This window comes from Paenibacillus durus ATCC 35681 (assembly GCF_000993825.1).
Lineage (GTDB): Bacteria > Bacillota > Bacilli > Paenibacillales > Paenibacillaceae > Paenibacillus_AQ > Paenibacillus_AQ durus_B.
Genome location: NZ_CP011114.1, coordinates 3,638,793 through 3,655,276 on the forward strand (window position 1 = coordinate 3,638,793; position 16,484 = coordinate 3,655,276).

Consider the following 16,484-nt stretch of genomic DNA (forward strand, 5'->3'; position numbering starts at 1 on the left):
GTTTCAAGGATTCATCTTGCAGCTTGCCTGAGGTAACGAGGTAAATATTGCGGAGTATAAAAGAACGACGATCAGCCCGCTGGAAGCCATTCTGGGCTTGAAGGAATGAAGAAAGCAGCCCCCTTCTTCATTCGCTTACCTTGCCCTGATCTGCCACCTCGCGGGCTTTGGCCTCCACCTTCTCCGGCTCGCCGAGATAGAACCGGCGGATTGGCTTCACATCGTCGTCCAGCTCGTAGACGAGAGGAATTCCGGTCGGAATATTGAGATTCACCAGTGCGGCCTCGTCGATGTCTTCCATATATTTAATCAGCGCACGCAGCGTGTTGCCATGCGCCGAGATGAGCACACGCTCTTTCTTGCGGACGAGCGGCACGATCCGGTTTCCCCAGAAATCGCCGACCCGGTGGACCGTGTCCTCCAGACTCTCGCCGAGGGGAATATCTTCGGGACGCAGCTCCCGGTAGCGTCTGTCGTTTCTCGCATAGCGCGGATCGTCCGGCTTCAGCAGCGGCGGCCGGACCGACAGGCTGCGCCGCCAAATATGCAGCTGCTCGTCGCCATATTTTACCGCCGTCTCCGATTTGCTAAGGCCCTGAAGCGCGCCGTAATGGCGCTCGTTCAGCTTCCATGATTTCTGCACGGGAATCCACAGTAGGTCCATCTCTTCCAGAACAAGATTAAGCGTCTTGATGGAACGCTTGAGCACCGAAGCAAAGGCAAGGTCGAACGTATACCCGGCTTCCTTCAGCATTCTGCCCGCATCCTTGGCTTCCTGTATTCCCTTCTCCGTGAGATCCGGGTCGCTCCAGCCGGTAAACAGGTTCTGCCGATTGTATTCGCTCTCTCCATGCCGTATCAGCACGATTTCGTACATATGCACTCTCCTTTCCTATCCCAGGCCTGCCATTTTGCTCACAATAGTCATTTAATACAATTTTCAGCCGTTTTAAACGTTGCAGCACAAGAAAAACCGAAGACCCAAAAGGACCTCCGGTTCGTTTTTTAGCGAATTTCCGAGGGGCTCTTCCCCGTATGCTGCTTGAACTGGCGGCTGAAAAAGAAAATATCGCGGTATCCGAGCGCGTCCGCTACCTCCGTCACGTTCATTCCCGCGTACAGCAGCAAATGCTGGGCCCGTTCGATCCGGGTGCGGATGACGTAAGACTGCACGGAGGAGCCGATCAACTCCTTGAATTTGATGGAAAAATAGCGCGGCGACAGACCGGCCCGGGCCGCCAGTTCCTCCACCCGATGCACAGCGCCGGGATGCTGGCTGATATAATTCGCGACCTCGTGGATGACCTCCACCAGTTGGTTGCTGACATTGCGTTCCACCGGCTTGACCCGGTCTTCCCGCAGCAGGTTGATCATAATCTGCTTGAGAATCAGTTGGCCCTCTTCCTCCGCAGCGAAGGTCTTGACCAGAAACAACCGGACGTAGCGGGCAAGCAAATGCTCGAACTCCAACATCTCCGTCAGCTTGCGGTAAGGCTCGGGAATATCGGTGACCGGCTCCTTGACGTCAAAATGAATATATGTAAGCACAAGCGGCTTCTGCGGGTTATGCGATGCGCTAGTATGATCTCCCGGACGAAACAGGAAACAGCTTCCCTTTCCTACTTCATAGGCTGTACCGTTCCGCACAACCGTTCCTTCGCCGCTCCAGATGTAGAACAGATCGTAATTGGGCAGCGGCTTCTCCCTTTTCTGCCATTTCCATCCCGGCTCGCAGACGATTTTGGCCAAGGCGGGCAGGATGACAAAAGCGGACGGCGATGCATGCAGCATCCTTTCTCCCTCCTTCATCATTAATAGCTTATCCTATCATACCTTTTCATGATTCATTTTGCACATCGTTCCAGGCCAGCGACAGCCGCCGAACTCCCTCAATCAGTTCCTCCTCGTCCAGATGGGAAAAAGCGAAGCAAGCGGCGGGCTCTCCGGGTGTAATCCGGTAAATGGCGGCGTCTCTAAAATCGACGTCCCGCCGCTTGGCCGCCTCTTGAAAGCGTGCGAATTCCTCTTCGCTCCGCAGCCAGCGGGCGTAGATATGCAGTCCCGCGTCGCCGGGCTGCGGATGAAACAGACCGCCCGGCATTCCGGCCAGCAGCTCGCGAAGGATGCGGCCGCGTTCGCCAAAGAGGCGCGTCATGCGCCGGATATGGCGGGCGTATACGCCGAGCGACATGAAGCGGGCCAGCGCCCGCTGTTCCAGCAGCCCGGCGGGAAGCGGCTCGTACAGCGCCTTCGCGGCCGTCACAGGCGGGACCAGGGAAGGCGGCAGGACGGCGTAGCCGAGGCGAAGCCCGGCGAACATCGTGTTGGAGAAGGAGCCGATATACACGACGCGCTCCTCCCGGTCAAGCGCCTTCAGCGGCTCGATGGGACGGCCGGACCAGCGGAACTCGCTGTCGTAATCATCCTCGATGATGATCGCCCGCCGAGCGGATGCCCATTCCAGCAGCCTCCGCCGCCGCTCAAGCGGCAGGACCGCGCCCGTGGGATATTGGCGGCTCGGCGTCACGAACAGCAGCCGGGCGTCCCAGTCCTGCGGCACAAGGCCGCTGCCGTCGAGGCGGCCTGGAACCGGCACGCCGCCGGACACCTCGACGGCGCGCCGGATGCCGTGAAAGCCGGGGTCCTCGACCACGGCCTGTCCGCCGCTGTCCAGCAGCAGCTGAGTCAGCAGGACGATGCCCTGCATGGAGCCGCTGAACGTGACGATATGCTCCGCTTCGGCGCGGATGCCGCGGGTAATCCGCAGATGCGCCGCAATCGCCCGCCGCAGCCCCTCGTCTCCCTGCGGCGGTGCGGAGACGGCGAGCGAGCCGCCGCCCCTGCCCCCGGCGCGGGACAGCGCGCTGCGCCATTCCGCGTAGGGGAAATGCTCCATCGGCATTCCGGCACTGCGGAAGTTGATGACGGGGCTCCCCGCAGCCTGCTCCCTTACAGGCGGATACGCCGCAAGCCGCCGGGCCCAGTCGGACAGCGGAATGTCCGCCGTAAGGTCCAGGATTGCCGCGGCTCCCTCCGCCGGCAGCGAGGTTCCGCCGCTCCCTCCTGTGGAGAGCGGACTTCCCGGCCTGCCGGTATGAGCCGGGGCTTCCGCAGACCGGCCCTCCCTAACGGAGGCGCGGTTTCGTCCCGCTTCGCCGGGATGAGCCGCCATTCCCGCGCCGGCTTCCGCCTGTCCCGTGCTTCCGTCCGCCGTTCCCGAATGATCCTGCGCCTGTCCCGCTCTTTTTTCCGCCGCTTGCCCGCCCTCCGTCACGAAGCTATCCTTGGACACGAAGGTGCCCCGTCCCGTTTCCGATTTTACATAGCCGTCAGCGCTGAGCATATCGTATACCTGAGCCGCCGACCCCCGCGACAGACCGTATAAAACGGCAAGTTTGCGAGTGGAGGGAAGCCGCGCGCCTCCCGGCAAATTCCCGTTCAGGATCGCCGACCTAAGCGCATGATACAGCGCCAGATACTTATAGCGGTATTCGGCCAAGTATTCGTCAAAGCTTAATATTGGAATGGCGTCCATGCCTTCCTCCCCCCCATTCAAGTGGACCAATAAAAATAATGTAAATGGGCTCTTTTTTCTTGTCAATCTCCTGGTATGCTGTTGGTTAACCATTCTATCAGCCAAAGGAGCACTGCATATGAGAAGAAAAGAATTTAAAGTCGAACAGGAAGAAGAACTGCAATCCTTTCTGGATGAAATGAGCTTCGGCTTTCTCGGCGTGATCGACGGACAGGGCCGTCCGCGCGTCATCCCGCTTAATTTCGTCTACACTGGCGGATGCTTTTATTTCCACGGGAGCCATGCCGGCGGCAAGATGGACGCAATCCGCAAAATGGACAAGGTCTGTTTCACCGTCGCGGATGAGTTTGCCCTGATTCCTTCGTATTTTACCGATCCCCAAATGGCCTGCCCGGCCACCGCCTATTTTAAAAGCGTCACCGCCTTCGGTACAGCCGAGATCGTCACTGATTTAAACGAAAAAGCGGCTGCGATGGAAAAGTTCATGCAGAAGCTTCAGCCGGAGGGCGGGTACGACCCCATTGATGCGGAAAACCCGAAGTACCGCCCCCAGCTTAAAGCGGTCGCTGTCGTACGAATCGCTCCGGAAGAAATTACCGCCAAATTCAAGTTCGGGCAAAATCTGAAGGAAGAAGAACGCAGCGCTGTCATCAGCGGGCTTGAGGCCAGAGGCGGGGAACGAGATGCCGAAACAGTGGAAATGATGAAAAAATTCTGTCCGTTCCACTCCTCTTAACTGTTAAATATGCGAATATTATCGGGGATTGTCCGTATAACGAGGACAGTCCCCGCTTTGCGTGTGAACGTTTATCAAAAGCCTTAAAATTATCCCCAATTCTTTTAGAAAAAACCGATATTCCGAAGTGACTGCCCCGTACCGCAGATGATATAATGTTAGGCAATGTTAGGACGTTTGCTAACGATTTCAAGGGCGCTCCCATCTAGGCGCTCCTCGTAAGTGTGCTCCGATTTCAAAGATACCCGGAAGGATGAAACCGATGAATCCACAGGCTGGACAATTAAACGAAAGCATTAAAGCCGGAAATGAGCATGTATACGACATGCTGTCCACTCTTGGCAGAGAAATTTATTTTCCAAAAGTAGGCATTCTGAGCCAATCCGCCGAGGCGACCGCTCATGCCAAGAAATACAACGCCACCATCGGCATCGCCACCGAGAACGGCGGCCCAATGCATCTAAACGTCATCCAGGAGAAGCTCTCCGCATTTGCCCCGAAGGACTTGTACGGCTACGCTCCGCCGGCGGGCAAACCGGAGCTGCGCACCGTATGGCGCGAGAAAATGCTCCGCGAGAACCCTTCTCTAGAGGGCAAATCCTTCGGCAATCCAATCGTAACCAATGCGCTGACCCACGGACTCAGCATCGTTGCCGACCTATTCGCCGAGTCCGGCGATGCTGTCATCTACCCCGACAAGAACTGGGAGAACTACGAACTGACCTTTAGCGTCCGCCGCCACGCGGAGCTGGTTACCTACCCGCTGTTCACCGAACACATGACCTTCAACAGCGACGGACTGCTTCAGGCGCTCCTGTCGCAAAAGGACAAGGGCAAGGCGATCGTTCTGCTGAACTTCCCGAATAACCCGACGGGCTACACGCCGGGCATCAAGGAAGGCGACGCAATCGTTGCGGCGATTCTGCGCGCGGCGGAAGAAGGCGTTAACGTGGTTGCGGTGTGTGATGACGCCTATTTCGGACTCTTCTTCGAGGATTCGCTCAAGGAATCGCTGTTCGGCAAGCTGGCGAACGTGCACCCGCGTGTGCTTGCCGTCAAGATCGACGGCGCGACCAAGGAGGAATACGTATGGGGCTTCCGCGTAGGCTTCATCACTTATGCTTCCGAGAGCAAAGACGTGCTGGCCGCCTTAGAGCAGAAGACGCTCGGCATTATCCGGGCCACCATTTCCAGCGGGCCGCATCCTTCGCAGACGTTCGTGCTCGATGCGCTCAAGGCGCCGGAATTCGTCGAACAGAAAGAAGAGAAGTTCCGGGTCATGAAGGGCCGGGCCAATAAGGTCAAGTCGCTGCTCGACAGCGGCAAGTACGGAGACGAAGTATGGACGTATTATCCTTTTAACTCCGGCTATTTCATGTGCCTGAAGCTTCATACGGTCAATGCGGAAGAACTGCGCCAGCATCTGATCCACAATTACGGCCTTGGCACCATTGCCCTTGGCGACACCGACCTGCGCATCGCTTTTTCCTGCATTGCAGAGGAGAATCTGGAAGATCTGTTCGACCTGGTATACGCAGGCATTCGCGATTTGGAGAAAGCCAGAAAACATAACGTTTAAAATCCAGCCTATATATCAGCCTCCGCATAACGCATGCGGAGGCTTTTTGCGTGTGTATCATGCGGCAGCTGCGGAGCCGCAAATACTGGGGAAGCTTCTGCGGGGAATCCTTACTTTTATTTTAGCAGGCCCTAATGGCATCGGCCTATACCACAGAGGAATGAGACACATACAATACGGTGTACACAAGTACAACAACTCACCGAAAGGGGAATGAACATGAGCGAAGAAGTAAGAGGCGGATACGGATACGGACCTTTCACCAGCACTGGAGCCATCCTGGTTCTCTTTATTCTGCTGGTTATCATCACCCGTTCTCTGTTTATCTAATCGGCATTGATTCATCTTCGGAAGAGAGCCTACCGGCTCCCTTCCCTCCCATCATGTTCACGCCGCTTTGTCCCCACGGCACAATCGGCGGAAGAACTTTTCGAGAAAAATAAAGAGATCCGAACAAGTCCGCCAAGGGCCCCGGGATCTCTTTTTCTGTGACATGGTTGTCACTGGATTATTCTTATACTTAATCATCTTAAACGAGATGTACTTACTGCCACCATCGGCTTCAGCAGCCAAATGGTCGTCGTCTCCGCCACGCCGACCACTTTATCCGTTGCTTTCACCAGCTTGCTTCCAAGTAACCTTCATGACGTTATCTAGGTAAAACTGAACTATTCTAACCCATCAGATCGAACCTGATCCCCAATCGCGTAACGTTCTCCTGTCTCGACTTCATACTCAAAAAAGTCAGTATCATGCAGTCCGGCTTCTGCTCCCCCAGCCCGCTTGTAGGCGGTTAAGTTCTTGCGGGCGGTATACGCTGTGCCTGCGGGCAGGGTACGGGCGGTTCCCTGAGGCATACCAAAGTAGATTTTCGGCCCTGCTGCTTCCAATATATCACATACGATAACCGCCTGTAAGCGGCTGGCCAGCCGCTTGAGCAGCTCCCAGTCCGTTTCATCGTATTGCAAAATGGCGTCGCCTACGGCCCCCTGTTCACCAGCGCTAGGTAAAGCATCGCTATTCGGATAATCCTGCATGACTTTGGACACGAGTTCCGGATAGGTTTGATTCGCCTCGGGAAAGGAACGCTTCTTTTTTTCAATATCCATCTGATAAGAACTGCTAACGCCTTCAATGACCACCTGATGGACGCCCTGGATATGGGATAGCGCAACATGATTGACCGTTCCTTTAAACAAGGGGATATCCTGCCCGCCTTCGCTATAGAACAGGTGAATCTCATCCTCGGCGGAAGCCCCCAGGACAGCAGACGTCTGACGCGCTTCCTCACTGATGGCGTGAAGGGTCATCCGGCCATGTTCCCCCGGCTTCCACTCCAGAGTCAGATCGGTAATACGCTGTATGTAAAAAGGGGAGACGACCTTGAGCTGATGATAATGGATCATCGTCTTTGCACCTCCTCCCGGCTATTCATCTTCCTGGCCCGTCTTTTCAAAATAAATGCAGCCTTCGGGCAAATGCTGGCAGATCAGGTAAGACGCGCTGGTCAGCGCCGGCTGATCCCCAACAAGCATATCCGCTTTCGTCTGATTCCAGCAGGCTGTAATCACCGGCAGGCAAGGTTTGCCTTGAATCGTCTCTCCTTTTTCCGACACCAAATAAATCGTCTCGCCGCTTGGGTTCGATGGACTGGCGCAAATGCCGAAATGAGGCACGTTCTCCGGCTTATAATCCCCTTGGTTCATCAAGGGCTTTCCTTTGTAATAGGCGCCGTGGCTCACCGGCAGGTTAATCTTCCGCGCATGCGTTCCGTACTGGCAGCGCATAGTCGCGCCGCGTACGATGTAAGCTTCCAGACTTGACATTTCTTCATCCTCCCCTCAGGTATCCAGCTCTGCTCTTTCCAGCCGGAGGCCGGTGAAATCCCGCCTCAAGATGCTTTCGGCCACATCAAGCCGGATCACCAGCAGCGGTGTGGCGACACCGGCGACTTTGAATATTTTTTTGCCCCGTATACGCTCTTCTTGCAGAACGGCGGATTTGAGCACACTCCGGTCCAGATTAAACTCACTGCGCGGCGACAACGCATCGATTTCTTCCAGAAAGGGAAGATAGTAGTTTTTTTGCAGCTGGAGTTCCGGGTTGATCAGGGCCGCCGGTTTAAATCGGCACTCTGGAACATACACCTTCATCAGCTTCATCAGCCGGTCGGAAAGCAGCGGAAACGGGCTTTCCATAAAATCGACAAACTGGCTCTCCTTGCCCGCCTTGACATGGAACACAAGCACCCGCGGCAGCTCTTCAGGCGGCAGCTTATTCACTTTCCACAGGTCGATGCGTCCCATCCCTTTCTGCAGCACCGGTACATCGGTATACCGCTGATCCTGCTTTAAGTAGAAATAATCCATCGCTTCTCCCCTCTTTCCGCAAATGGGGATGCCGCCCCCGCCTCGGCCGTTTGGCGTTCCAGTTTACACAGGATGATACTCTCATCCCGGTACTCACCAGCCGATAGGGTGAACGGTTCCGCCTTAGCCAGTTCCTCCAGTTTTGGGCTTGTGATTAGAGCCGGAATCATGGTTTTAAGAAATTGAAGTGTCAGCAGATGATATTTAACGGCTTCGATCTGCGTGATTTGCTCGATATCCATCGACGTAATCTTGCGGGCATAGTCTCTTTTATTTTCTTCAAGTCCTGCCATTCGGTTGAAGAGCGGCCTGAACACAAAATCCGCCGACCATAATTCCGCGCACTCTACCGGGTCCAGAAACCAGTTGGCATCATGGGCGTCGATCCGGTAGTACGCTTTATTTTCAAGTAAACTAGTGCGAAGCAAGGAGATATACATATATTGGATGTCACCCTTCATCCCCGCGCGCTGCTGCAGCAATGCCTTTTCACACACGGCTTCGAATGCGCTCAGGAGGTCGGCCTCAATCTGTTCGTTATGCTCTTCCACATACTGCTCAATCAGCGAAAGATCGCCCAGCCAGCCTTCAAGCACATGCCTCTCCAGAAAATCCTGCAGCGCCGCATCCCGGTCCATCCTCTTCATTCGATGTTCACCTTGCCGCCTTTAAGCGTGACATTGTCCATGATCTGCAATGTAGCCCCGGCTTGGATCAGATCTACGCCTTCATCGCCTTCGATGAATACCTTGCTGCCCCGGATTTCGATATCCTCTTCGGCATGCAGCATGATTTTTTTGTCACTGTTGATTTCAATGCCGCCTTCATCGGTCAGACGCATGAGAAGCTGGCCGCTGCCGATAATTTCTACGGCTCCCGGTTTGAACACGATCTGTTTGCCATACTTGGTGCTGATGCTTTTCACGGAAGGGTCACTGCGCTTGACGGGGTCGGAGGAGGTGATATCGACGGAGCTTGCAGCGAAAGCATGGTGCTCCTGTTCGTCGGGGAAATACAAGCGTACCTCATCCCCCTCTTCCGGCATGACATACCAGCCGCTGCCATCCGGAGAAGAGTAGACGGTAGAGTAAGGGAACCACATGGAGCCGGATGAGGAGGAGCCCTGATCGATTTCCAGATGGAGCTGTACTTTATCTTTGGAGATCTTCGTTACCTTGCCAAAAAGGGACACTCCCGCCAGCTGCGTGGCATAAACCGTCCGGCATTCAAATCCCTGCTTATTACGAAGGTGATAACGGCTGACAACCAGACCGCCTTCAATCACCGTTTCCGCCCGGGCCACATACAGGGTTTGCCCCTGAAAGCTGACGGGACTGCCAAGCTCCAATACTTTAGGGCTGGTCACTTCATAGCTCAGGCTGCTCTGCTCGCTGGCCTCGGGAATTCCATTGCCGGCCTTTAGTTTGTATTCATGAAGGTCTTTTCGGATGGTGTAGTTAAACTCTTCAAGCGGCCGCGCCTCTCCCAAATCCGGTAAACCAACGACAAATTTCAAGCCCTGCTGCATGGAAAAAGGAATCACCACCGCATGCAGCCTGGAAGCCGCACGTTTGACAAATGCCCAGTCGGTCTCGTTGTACTGAACCAGTAATTCGCCAATGGACCGCCCGCCGGAAGCTTCGTCAATCACCTCGGCATCCGCGTACCCGCAGCAACCTGGGAGAACAGTTCGTTGTACGCTTGCCCTGTATTTTGAAAGGAGCGGCTTTGCCGGGTTAAATCCATAAGCAGCGTTAAGCTTGCGGCCTCAACGGTCATTTCACGCACATGATTTACGGCTCTCACGGTGATGTCCGACACGGTTCCCTGAAACAAGATGACCTGGCGCTCGTCATCCCGCAGAAAAACCTGAATGCTCTCCTCTTCATCCGCCTTCTCCACATACTGATCCAGCAACCCATCCGGCACGATGCCGGTAATGGAAAAAGACACGTGCTCATTAACCTGCTTAAGCAGCTTCAGACTGGTAATGCGCTCAAATTGATACGGCCAGATCACAACATTGGCTGCGGTAAAGAAAGCATCGCTCATAAGCTGGGTTCCTCCTCTTCCTGAACGGTCCGTATGGAACGAATCACTTGCACCACAATATCCCGCCAGTCCGCGTATTGTCTGTACGGACAGTTGAAACTGCCCATCACCGTCTCGCCCTCAAGTTCAAAATAGAACAAATTGTGATAGACCGGTTCATCCAGCGCAGGGCTTTTGAAATCAAAATAACCGATGCTTTTCCCGTTCACTTCTTCAAGCTGTTCGTCATAGAAAACGTTCGCCGGCTGCATTTTTTTCAGCATGGCTTTCATACCGGAGATCAGTCTTTGAACCCATTCGTCCTGCAGCTTTTGGTCCACCCGGTTTAACGTAAGATTTACCGTGCCGGGCTCATTGCTCAAGACGATCTCTGGACGCTGTTCGTAAGGGTATTTTATTTTCTGCATCGCTACAGGCATTTCCTCGAAAGTGACGGGAAGGTACATCTTCAGCTTGTCTTCAAAAAAAGCACGTTCCACAAACTGGTAGCTTTCGTCTCCGATGCGAACAGGACCCGATAAGATATCCCTGGGCATTTTAGCCTGTTCCACTTGATTAAGCAGCGCTTGTATTTGTTCATCCTGAAAGCTCACATTCATTCCTCCCTTATCCGTTGGTATACGGGTTAATCTACGATCATCCGCTGCGGGCCAAGGGCCGTTCTGCGTAAGGAATTCGCCCTTCCGGAATCCGATAAAATACGAGACAGCTCATTATGGATTTGCATATTGGAATACTCCCTGTATGCTGATCCGGACCGGCTGGAGAGATAATACAAAATCGTCTTGCGTTCCACCCGCTCGGCATTCAGACACATTAAGGAGAACATCGTATCCTGCGGCTCAACGGCTCGGCTACTTAACATTTCTGCAGCAAAATAGTGTAAAATCTCGGGTCTAAGGGTGGCTTCCCGCTTCCCTGCATAATGGGCGGTAATTGAACTCCACGTATTGTACTCAGTTGCCATATCGGAGAAATCCTGATAATCAGACCTTAATTCCGCTCCGGTCTTCAACTTGAAGCGGCCCAGTTCAAGCTCGTCCGTTCCCGATGATGCTTCGGCTGTCTCTACGAGAATTTCAGCAGAATAACGGGTAAAATCCGGCTGATCCACATCCTCCAGAAACCGCACCTTCAGCACCATCTCCCGCCCCGTTGCCGAATAAGAAACCTCCTGCTCCTCTTCCATCAGGTACAGCCGTCCGGCGTGCTTGATAATGCCTGGGGAGATGCATAGCACATGCTCCCTGACACTGACGTTTGTTCCCGCTATGATTCCGTCCGAGTAATCCTGGTAACGGATATCGAGGAAGGAGCGCGGATAGTCCCGCAGGTTTTCCAGCATGCCCGTCTTCAGAATCCGGCCTTTCTCAAATTTCGGTACGATGTGGGTAAACAATAACACTCCGCTCCTTTCGAGTGGCATACGCCGTCTCTGCGCATAGGCTGCTTACGCGCACATACGCTTGCCTGCACACCATCCGCTTGTACGCATATGCGCCGTGTCCCTCTTGGGTACCGCCTGGCTGCCCTTATTTGGTTCCGTCAAAAAAATCCAGTTCGGACAGATCGCTCTCAAACGCGAAGAACCGTTTCGCGCCAAGCTCCAGAATTTCATTCTGCCGCGCGACCGGCACAACGTGAAATCCCCAGCGGCTTCCACCAGCCAATACAAAATATTTAGTTTCGCCGTTGCGGATCGAATCCGTGTCATCCTGGGGAATCCCCTCGCCGTACAGCTCCGCGATATTCTCGTATGTGACTTGCCGGAACTCGTTCGGACGGCGCTGGTATACATGACGCTGGCGGAGCGCTCCTCCGTGCGCAGTCAGGAAGAATTCCACTTCAACCGCCTGCGACGGCCGGGAAATATAACCGCCGGAACGGCTCGGCGTCAGGCTCTCCACCAGTTCCTTCTCCTGACCGGTGTGCGTGTACGCGCTGACCGTATAAGGAATCACCGGCACATGATCGGTAATGAATGGCTCAATCCGCCCCATTTTCTTCGCATTGAGATAACGGATCGCCCCGCGCACGCACGCCAGCTTCAGCTCCGGCACCCTGTCCTGCTCCGCGGCCTTTTGCCGGAATTCAATGCTGCGTCCCGGGACAAATTCCTTCAAGGCTTCACGGAACACGTCGATGCGGCAGCTCTGACCGGTCAGCTTGATGATTGAATAATCCTGCAGACGCCCATCCTGATAGAAGTCCTCCAGAAACTTACGTACAATACCGTAAATATCCGCCTTGACCAACTGCTGGATTTCGCGAATGTTAAAGACGACGTCAGGCAGACTGTACTCATCCCGGAACCTTCCGTTCTCCACAACCGACACCATCCACCGGTTCATGACTGCAATATTCAGGTCACTGTCGGCCGACCGCACCTGTTCCGCTTCGAAACGGCTTCGGAGAATACCCGTCCGCCGAAAAAATTCGCGCTTCATCTGCTCCGCCGCGTCCCACAGCAGATGGAAATTCCCGAGCACCCGCTGATATTCGTCGCGGCTGGCCTGCTCATACTGCCTGAACGCGGTCGGCAGAATCGCCTCAGCTTCACGGTAACGGCGTTCCAGCCCGGCATATACGGACTCCACGCCGTATTCATCGACGTACCGGTACACATCGCCGGACGGAATACCGATCAGGGCGTCAATGTCCGTGTCGGGCAGGCGTGTCTCCGCCGCATAGTAGCCGGCGAATACGATTTTCATAAACTGCATAATCCGGTAGGTCAGATTGTTGCCGCCAAAATTGGTGTCCCCATTCTCATACGTGGTGTGGATATCCAGCTTGTAGGCAATCCGCCCGTCCTCGATCCTGAATCGGCATGACGACAAATCCGTTGTTCCCCCGCCGCAATCGATAACCAGCGCCTGATATTCTTTTCCGTCGGCGAACGTTCCCTTGTCCATCTGGTCGGCCAGCGTATTGTAGAGGACAGCGAGTCCTTCGTCCAAAGTGTCCTTGGCTTCAATCCGGTACTCCGGCAGAATCTCGCTGAACATCTCGATGAACTGGGCCTTCAGCTTCACCGGAGAGGACAGATGCAGATGCCGGAACCGGCATTTGAACTGCTGCTCCGCAGTCCCGACCACATAGCGGATGAACGCGGCCAGTATCTCGCTGCGCGGAGCCCGCGCCGTATTTCCTTCCGGGTCCATCAGCTCTTCCGGCCGCTTGTAATCATTGACCCAGCGTTTGATGCCGCGCATAACCGTCGCCCGGCTGCCCGGCACTCTGCCGCCCCGCAGCGCCTCTTCCCCGAAGGCATAGACAATATGCTGCGGATTCGCGCAGTCCTCCACACTGACGGCGGTCGGCAGCACTTCAATCCACTCCCCACCTGGTCCGTCCGCTCCCGGGAAGGAGACGTAATTGACCGCATCAAGCAGGACATGCCCGGCGCCGTTCGGATCGGGTGCAGATACGTAGGTACTGTCCAGATAAGCCCCCGCCGTAGTGTTGGAAGTGCCAAAATCAATAGCGAGCACCGCATCGGTCATCTCCGGCTTGCGGATGACAAGCTCTGCCACGGGAATGCGGACGGCGTGCAAGGTCGACGGCAGCAGCGGCTTGTCCCCGTAATAGGCATCGTACAAATATTCCGATTCCTGCCGTCGGAAGAACAATAGGCTGTATTGCTGGTTCGCGGTCAGCCGCAGCTCGGCCAAGCTATGCCGGGACAGAAAATAGACCCCCGCCTCCGTCTCGTCCTTAACCAGATTCAGCACACCGCACAGCCCGCCGAGCGCATTGACGATCAGCACATTGGATTCAGCCAGCCAATGAAGATCCGATTCCACCCGGTATCCGTCCATGCGGCCAAGCCGGATTTCCTCGTACAGCACGATTTTGGCCGGAACGCGAATATGTCCCGCTTCCAGCCGGTCGGTGCCAAGCCGCTTCTGCATCGCCGCTTCCAGCCGCTCGAACCCGCCCGGATGCGGTCTGCCGATCAGTTGGCTGCTGTCGGCCCCCCGAAACCGCAGAATCAGCGCGATTAATTCCTCGCGTTCGAGCCGCTTGGCAAGCCCTTCTACCAGCCGCTCTTTGTCACAGATGCCCCGGAGCTGAAACGTTGTCATCTGTTCCAGCTCCGTCCGCGTAAATCTGGCTGTGAACCGGACCCCAGCGCTCTCCATGGAGTGGTTGTACAGCCGATAGGTATAAGGTCCGTTCATCCTTCACATGTCCTTTCTTCTGCCGCAGCCGCCATTAATACAGCGCAATCGCATCCATTCGCATAGTCGATTCCGTTCCCAGCACCCCGAAATGACGGCTCCAATAAAGCTCCGTTTGAAAGCGGGGCGGCAGGAACAGCTCCAGAATCAGCTCGACGCGGATGCGGGCAGCTTCATCCTCTTCCCGTCCTACATAGATGAGCAGTTCGTCCTTCTCTTCACAGTTGGCATAGATCACCGAGCCGGGGAACAGACGCTTCATCATCTCCTTGAACAGATGCACAGCCTCCCCCGTTTCATACAGCCGCAAAATCCCTTCGGCCACCGTCTCCTGCTCCTCCCGCTCCAGCCTTGAGAAATACTCGCGAATCCGGCCGCCGAACAGCCCGCTGGCGATATCCCGCCGTACAAACCGGATATAATACTCCCGCCGGTTCATCCCCTGATACAAATCGATTTCCGCTAGAAAATGCATCAAAAGATCAAACAGCGTATCCCGCAGTTCCTCGTCGCCGGTTAAATCCGGGGCGTACAAATCGCGGAAAATATCGTAAAACCGGTAGTAGGGGTTGATTTCGAGCATCTGCCCTGGCAGCACCGCATTCAGCTCCGGCAGACTCAGCTCCATATAAGGCGAGTAGGTCTCTGCCGGCACAAACCGGATATCGGCGGCATCGGCCTGAAGATTGCGGATTCGCATCACGACATCCCAGATGTAATTCATACCCACACCCCTTCACAGCGGTATTCGGGAAAATACATCTGTACCTCCGAGACGACAAAGCTCATCAGGTCGCCGATCATAAACGGCGGGATCGATTTCGCGCCTTGTGCCCCCGCCAAAGGCTTGAACCCGAGCCGCATGACCAGCTTGCCTGCTTCCGTGCGCACGTTATCGCTGACAAACGGATTGAGCGGATAGGTCAGCGGCAAGGCTTCCCGCCGGTCCGGTTCAACAATCTCGACACCTTCCAGTTCCAGCACTTCGGCAGCTTCAAAAGAGTGAACAATGCGCGCGATCTCCGCCCTGGCGCGCACCACCATTGCCTGCTTGCGGGCATACCGTTCGGTAAAGCTGTCCCGCCGGCGGTTCGATACCAGCTTGTACAGCTGCCGTCCGAGCCGGGTCTCTACCGGCTTCGTGACCTTCAGCACCTCCCAGACGCCCGCTTTCTCGCGCGGAGTCACAACGGTCAGCTCGTGCTCGGAGCGCTTGATATAGCGTACTTCCCCTTCACCTCCGGCCCGGACCAAATATCCGTGCTCCACACCGGTTTTGCGCAGGGACAGCACATGCTCATAATTCACCCGGTCAATGGCCGGAACGGGAAAGCCGCTGTTCTTCATCGACAGCCGCTCCACATTCCAGAGCGGAATTACCTCCTGGCGGCTGCAAGCATCGAACTCATCCAGCGAGACCGTAATCTCCCGGATTTCCTCATGCGATCCGGGCTCCCCTTCGCCCCCGGTCAGCAGCACATCGACGAATTTATGCGCGTAAGGATGGTTCACCGTCTTCCACGGAATTCCGTTGTCCAGAAACACATGATATAATTTTTCAATTTCATGGATATACCTCTTGTCCTGTCTCAGCCGGATATCTATCCGGTAAGAGCCGGCATCCGTAACGACCTGGCCATGAAAGACGCGACCGCTTTGAATGAGCCGCTGCGCCTCGCCGGTCTCCATTTCCAGAAACAGCCCGAACAGCTTCAGCTCGCCGCCTTCGCGAATAACCGAAGCGACGCTGCTCATATCCACCGTGTTGTCCGCATAATCCGACGGCAGCATCGGGTACAGGAACTCATGAATCGGGTCGAAATCCTCCCGGGAGCACATGGAGACGAAGATATCGTACCGCTGGCCGTCGTCCTCCATTTCATGGAAGACGCGCTGCTCCAGCTTGCGGGTCATTTCTTCCTGATATTCCACCAGATTCAGGAACACACCGGTCATGAGATTTTTCAAAATCTGCCGCTGCTGAAGATCCTCCATCCTGCCAAGCCGGTCCTGTACAAGTTCCTTCATC

General features: G+C 55.2%; 17 protein-coding genes. 3 read left to right on the forward strand and 14 right to left on the reverse strand.

Annotated elements, in window-relative coordinates; all coding sequences use genetic code 11:
- Positions 1 to 127 precede the first annotated feature (127 nt).
- The 3 genes from gpmA to VK70_RS16805 all read right to left on the reverse strand — a co-directional run bounded on the left by gpmA (position 128) and on the right by VK70_RS16805 (position 3,535).
- Entirely contained in the window at positions 128 to 877 is a 750-nt protein-coding gene (gene gpmA / locus VK70_RS16795) for a 2,3-diphosphoglycerate-dependent phosphoglycerate mutase (protein ID WP_046723543.1), read from the reverse strand.
- Positions 878 to 1,005: 128 nt separating this feature from the next.
- Entirely contained in the window at positions 1,006 to 1,791 is a 786-nt protein-coding gene (locus VK70_RS16800; RefSeq protein ID WP_025700659.1) for an AraC family transcriptional regulator, read from the reverse strand.
- A 46-nt stretch (positions 1,792 to 1,837) separates the two neighbouring features.
- Positions 1,838 to 3,535 (reverse strand): aminotransferase-like domain-containing protein, encoded by a 1,698-nt coding sequence (locus VK70_RS16805; RefSeq protein WP_046723545.1) that lies wholly within the window; start codon positions 3,533 to 3,535, stop codon positions 1,838 to 1,840.
- 118 nt (positions 3,536 to 3,653) lie between these two features.
- Here VK70_RS16805 and VK70_RS16810 point away from each other — a divergent pair, with 118 nt between their 5' ends.
- From VK70_RS16810 to VK70_RS28985, 3 genes are all read left to right on the forward strand, one after another.
- Positions 3,654 to 4,271: a pyridoxamine 5'-phosphate oxidase family protein gene (locus VK70_RS16810; protein WP_025694723.1), complete on the forward strand. Its 618-nt coding sequence runs from the start codon at positions 3,654 to 3,656 to the stop codon at positions 4,269 to 4,271.
- Positions 4,272 to 4,533: 262 nt separating this feature from the next.
- Positions 4,534 to 5,850 (forward strand): aminotransferase class I/II-fold pyridoxal phosphate-dependent enzyme, encoded by a 1,317-nt coding sequence (locus VK70_RS16815; RefSeq protein ID WP_025694724.1) that lies wholly within the window; start codon positions 4,534 to 4,536, stop codon positions 5,848 to 5,850.
- A 219-nt stretch (positions 5,851 to 6,069) separates the two neighbouring features.
- Entirely contained in the window at positions 6,070 to 6,180 is a 111-nt protein-coding gene (locus VK70_RS28985) for a YjcZ family sporulation protein (protein WP_211245151.1), read from the forward strand.
- 338 nt (positions 6,181 to 6,518) lie between these two features.
- Here the strand turns inward: VK70_RS28985 and VK70_RS16825 are convergent, their stop codons facing one another.
- The 11 genes from VK70_RS16825 to VK70_RS16870 all read right to left on the reverse strand — a co-directional run bounded on the left by VK70_RS16825 (position 6,519) and on the right by VK70_RS16870 (position 16,483).
- Positions 6,519 to 7,256 carry a hypothetical protein gene (locus tag VK70_RS16825; protein ID WP_046723546.1) on the reverse strand — a complete coding sequence of 246 codons (738 nt, stop codon included), beginning with the start codon at positions 7,254 to 7,256 and terminating at the stop codon, positions 6,519 to 6,521.
- Between the two features lie 21 nt (positions 7,257 to 7,277).
- Entirely contained in the window at positions 7,278 to 7,676 is a 399-nt protein-coding gene (locus VK70_RS16830; protein WP_025695210.1) for a DUF4280 domain-containing protein, read from the reverse strand.
- Positions 7,677 to 7,691: 15 nt separating this feature from the next.
- Positions 7,692 to 8,219, reverse strand: a complete 528-nt coding sequence (locus VK70_RS16835; protein ID WP_046723548.1) for a hypothetical protein — start codon at positions 8,217 to 8,219, stop codon at positions 7,692 to 7,694.
- The gene (locus VK70_RS16840) at positions 8,201 to 8,866 is read right to left on the reverse strand and encodes a hypothetical protein (protein WP_233277698.1); all 666 of its coding nucleotides are present in this window, start codon (positions 8,864 to 8,866) and stop codon (positions 8,201 to 8,203) included. The genes VK70_RS16835 and VK70_RS16840 overlap by 19 nt, the downstream gene beginning before the upstream one ends.
- Positions 8,863 to 9,870, reverse strand: a complete 1,008-nt coding sequence (locus VK70_RS16845; RefSeq protein ID WP_324607945.1) for a phage tail protein — start codon at positions 9,868 to 9,870, stop codon at positions 8,863 to 8,865. The genes VK70_RS16840 and VK70_RS16845 overlap by 4 nt, the downstream gene beginning before the upstream one ends.
- Positions 9,867 to 10,271, reverse strand: a complete 405-nt coding sequence (locus VK70_RS29355; protein WP_324607946.1) for a hypothetical protein — start codon at positions 10,269 to 10,271, stop codon at positions 9,867 to 9,869. Before VK70_RS29355 ends, VK70_RS16845 begins: the two co-directional genes overlap by 4 nt.
- On the reverse strand, positions 10,268 to 10,864 hold the full coding sequence (locus tag VK70_RS16850) for a hypothetical protein (protein ID WP_046723550.1): 597 nt from the start codon (positions 10,862 to 10,864) through the stop codon (positions 10,268 to 10,270). The genes VK70_RS29355 and VK70_RS16850 overlap by 4 nt, the downstream gene beginning before the upstream one ends.
- Positions 10,865 to 10,896: 32 nt before the next feature.
- A complete protein-coding gene (locus VK70_RS16855) occupies positions 10,897 to 11,670 on the reverse strand; it encodes a hypothetical protein (protein WP_046723552.1) in 774 nt (257 codons plus the stop codon).
- 133 nt (positions 11,671 to 11,803) lie between these two features.
- On the reverse strand, positions 11,804 to 14,455 hold the full coding sequence (locus VK70_RS16860) for an Hsp70 family protein (RefSeq protein WP_046723554.1): 2,652 nt from the start codon (positions 14,453 to 14,455) through the stop codon (positions 11,804 to 11,806).
- Positions 14,456 to 14,489: 34 nt separating this feature from the next.
- Positions 14,490 to 15,179, reverse strand: coding sequence for a hypothetical protein (locus VK70_RS16865; RefSeq protein WP_025695658.1), 690 nt, complete (start codon positions 15,177 to 15,179; stop codon positions 14,490 to 14,492).
- Positions 15,176 to 16,483: a hypothetical protein gene (locus tag VK70_RS16870; RefSeq protein ID WP_046723556.1), complete on the reverse strand. Its 1,308-nt coding sequence runs from the start codon at positions 16,481 to 16,483 to the stop codon at positions 15,176 to 15,178. The genes VK70_RS16865 and VK70_RS16870 overlap by 4 nt, the downstream gene beginning before the upstream one ends.
- Position 16,484: the final 1 nt, after the last annotated feature.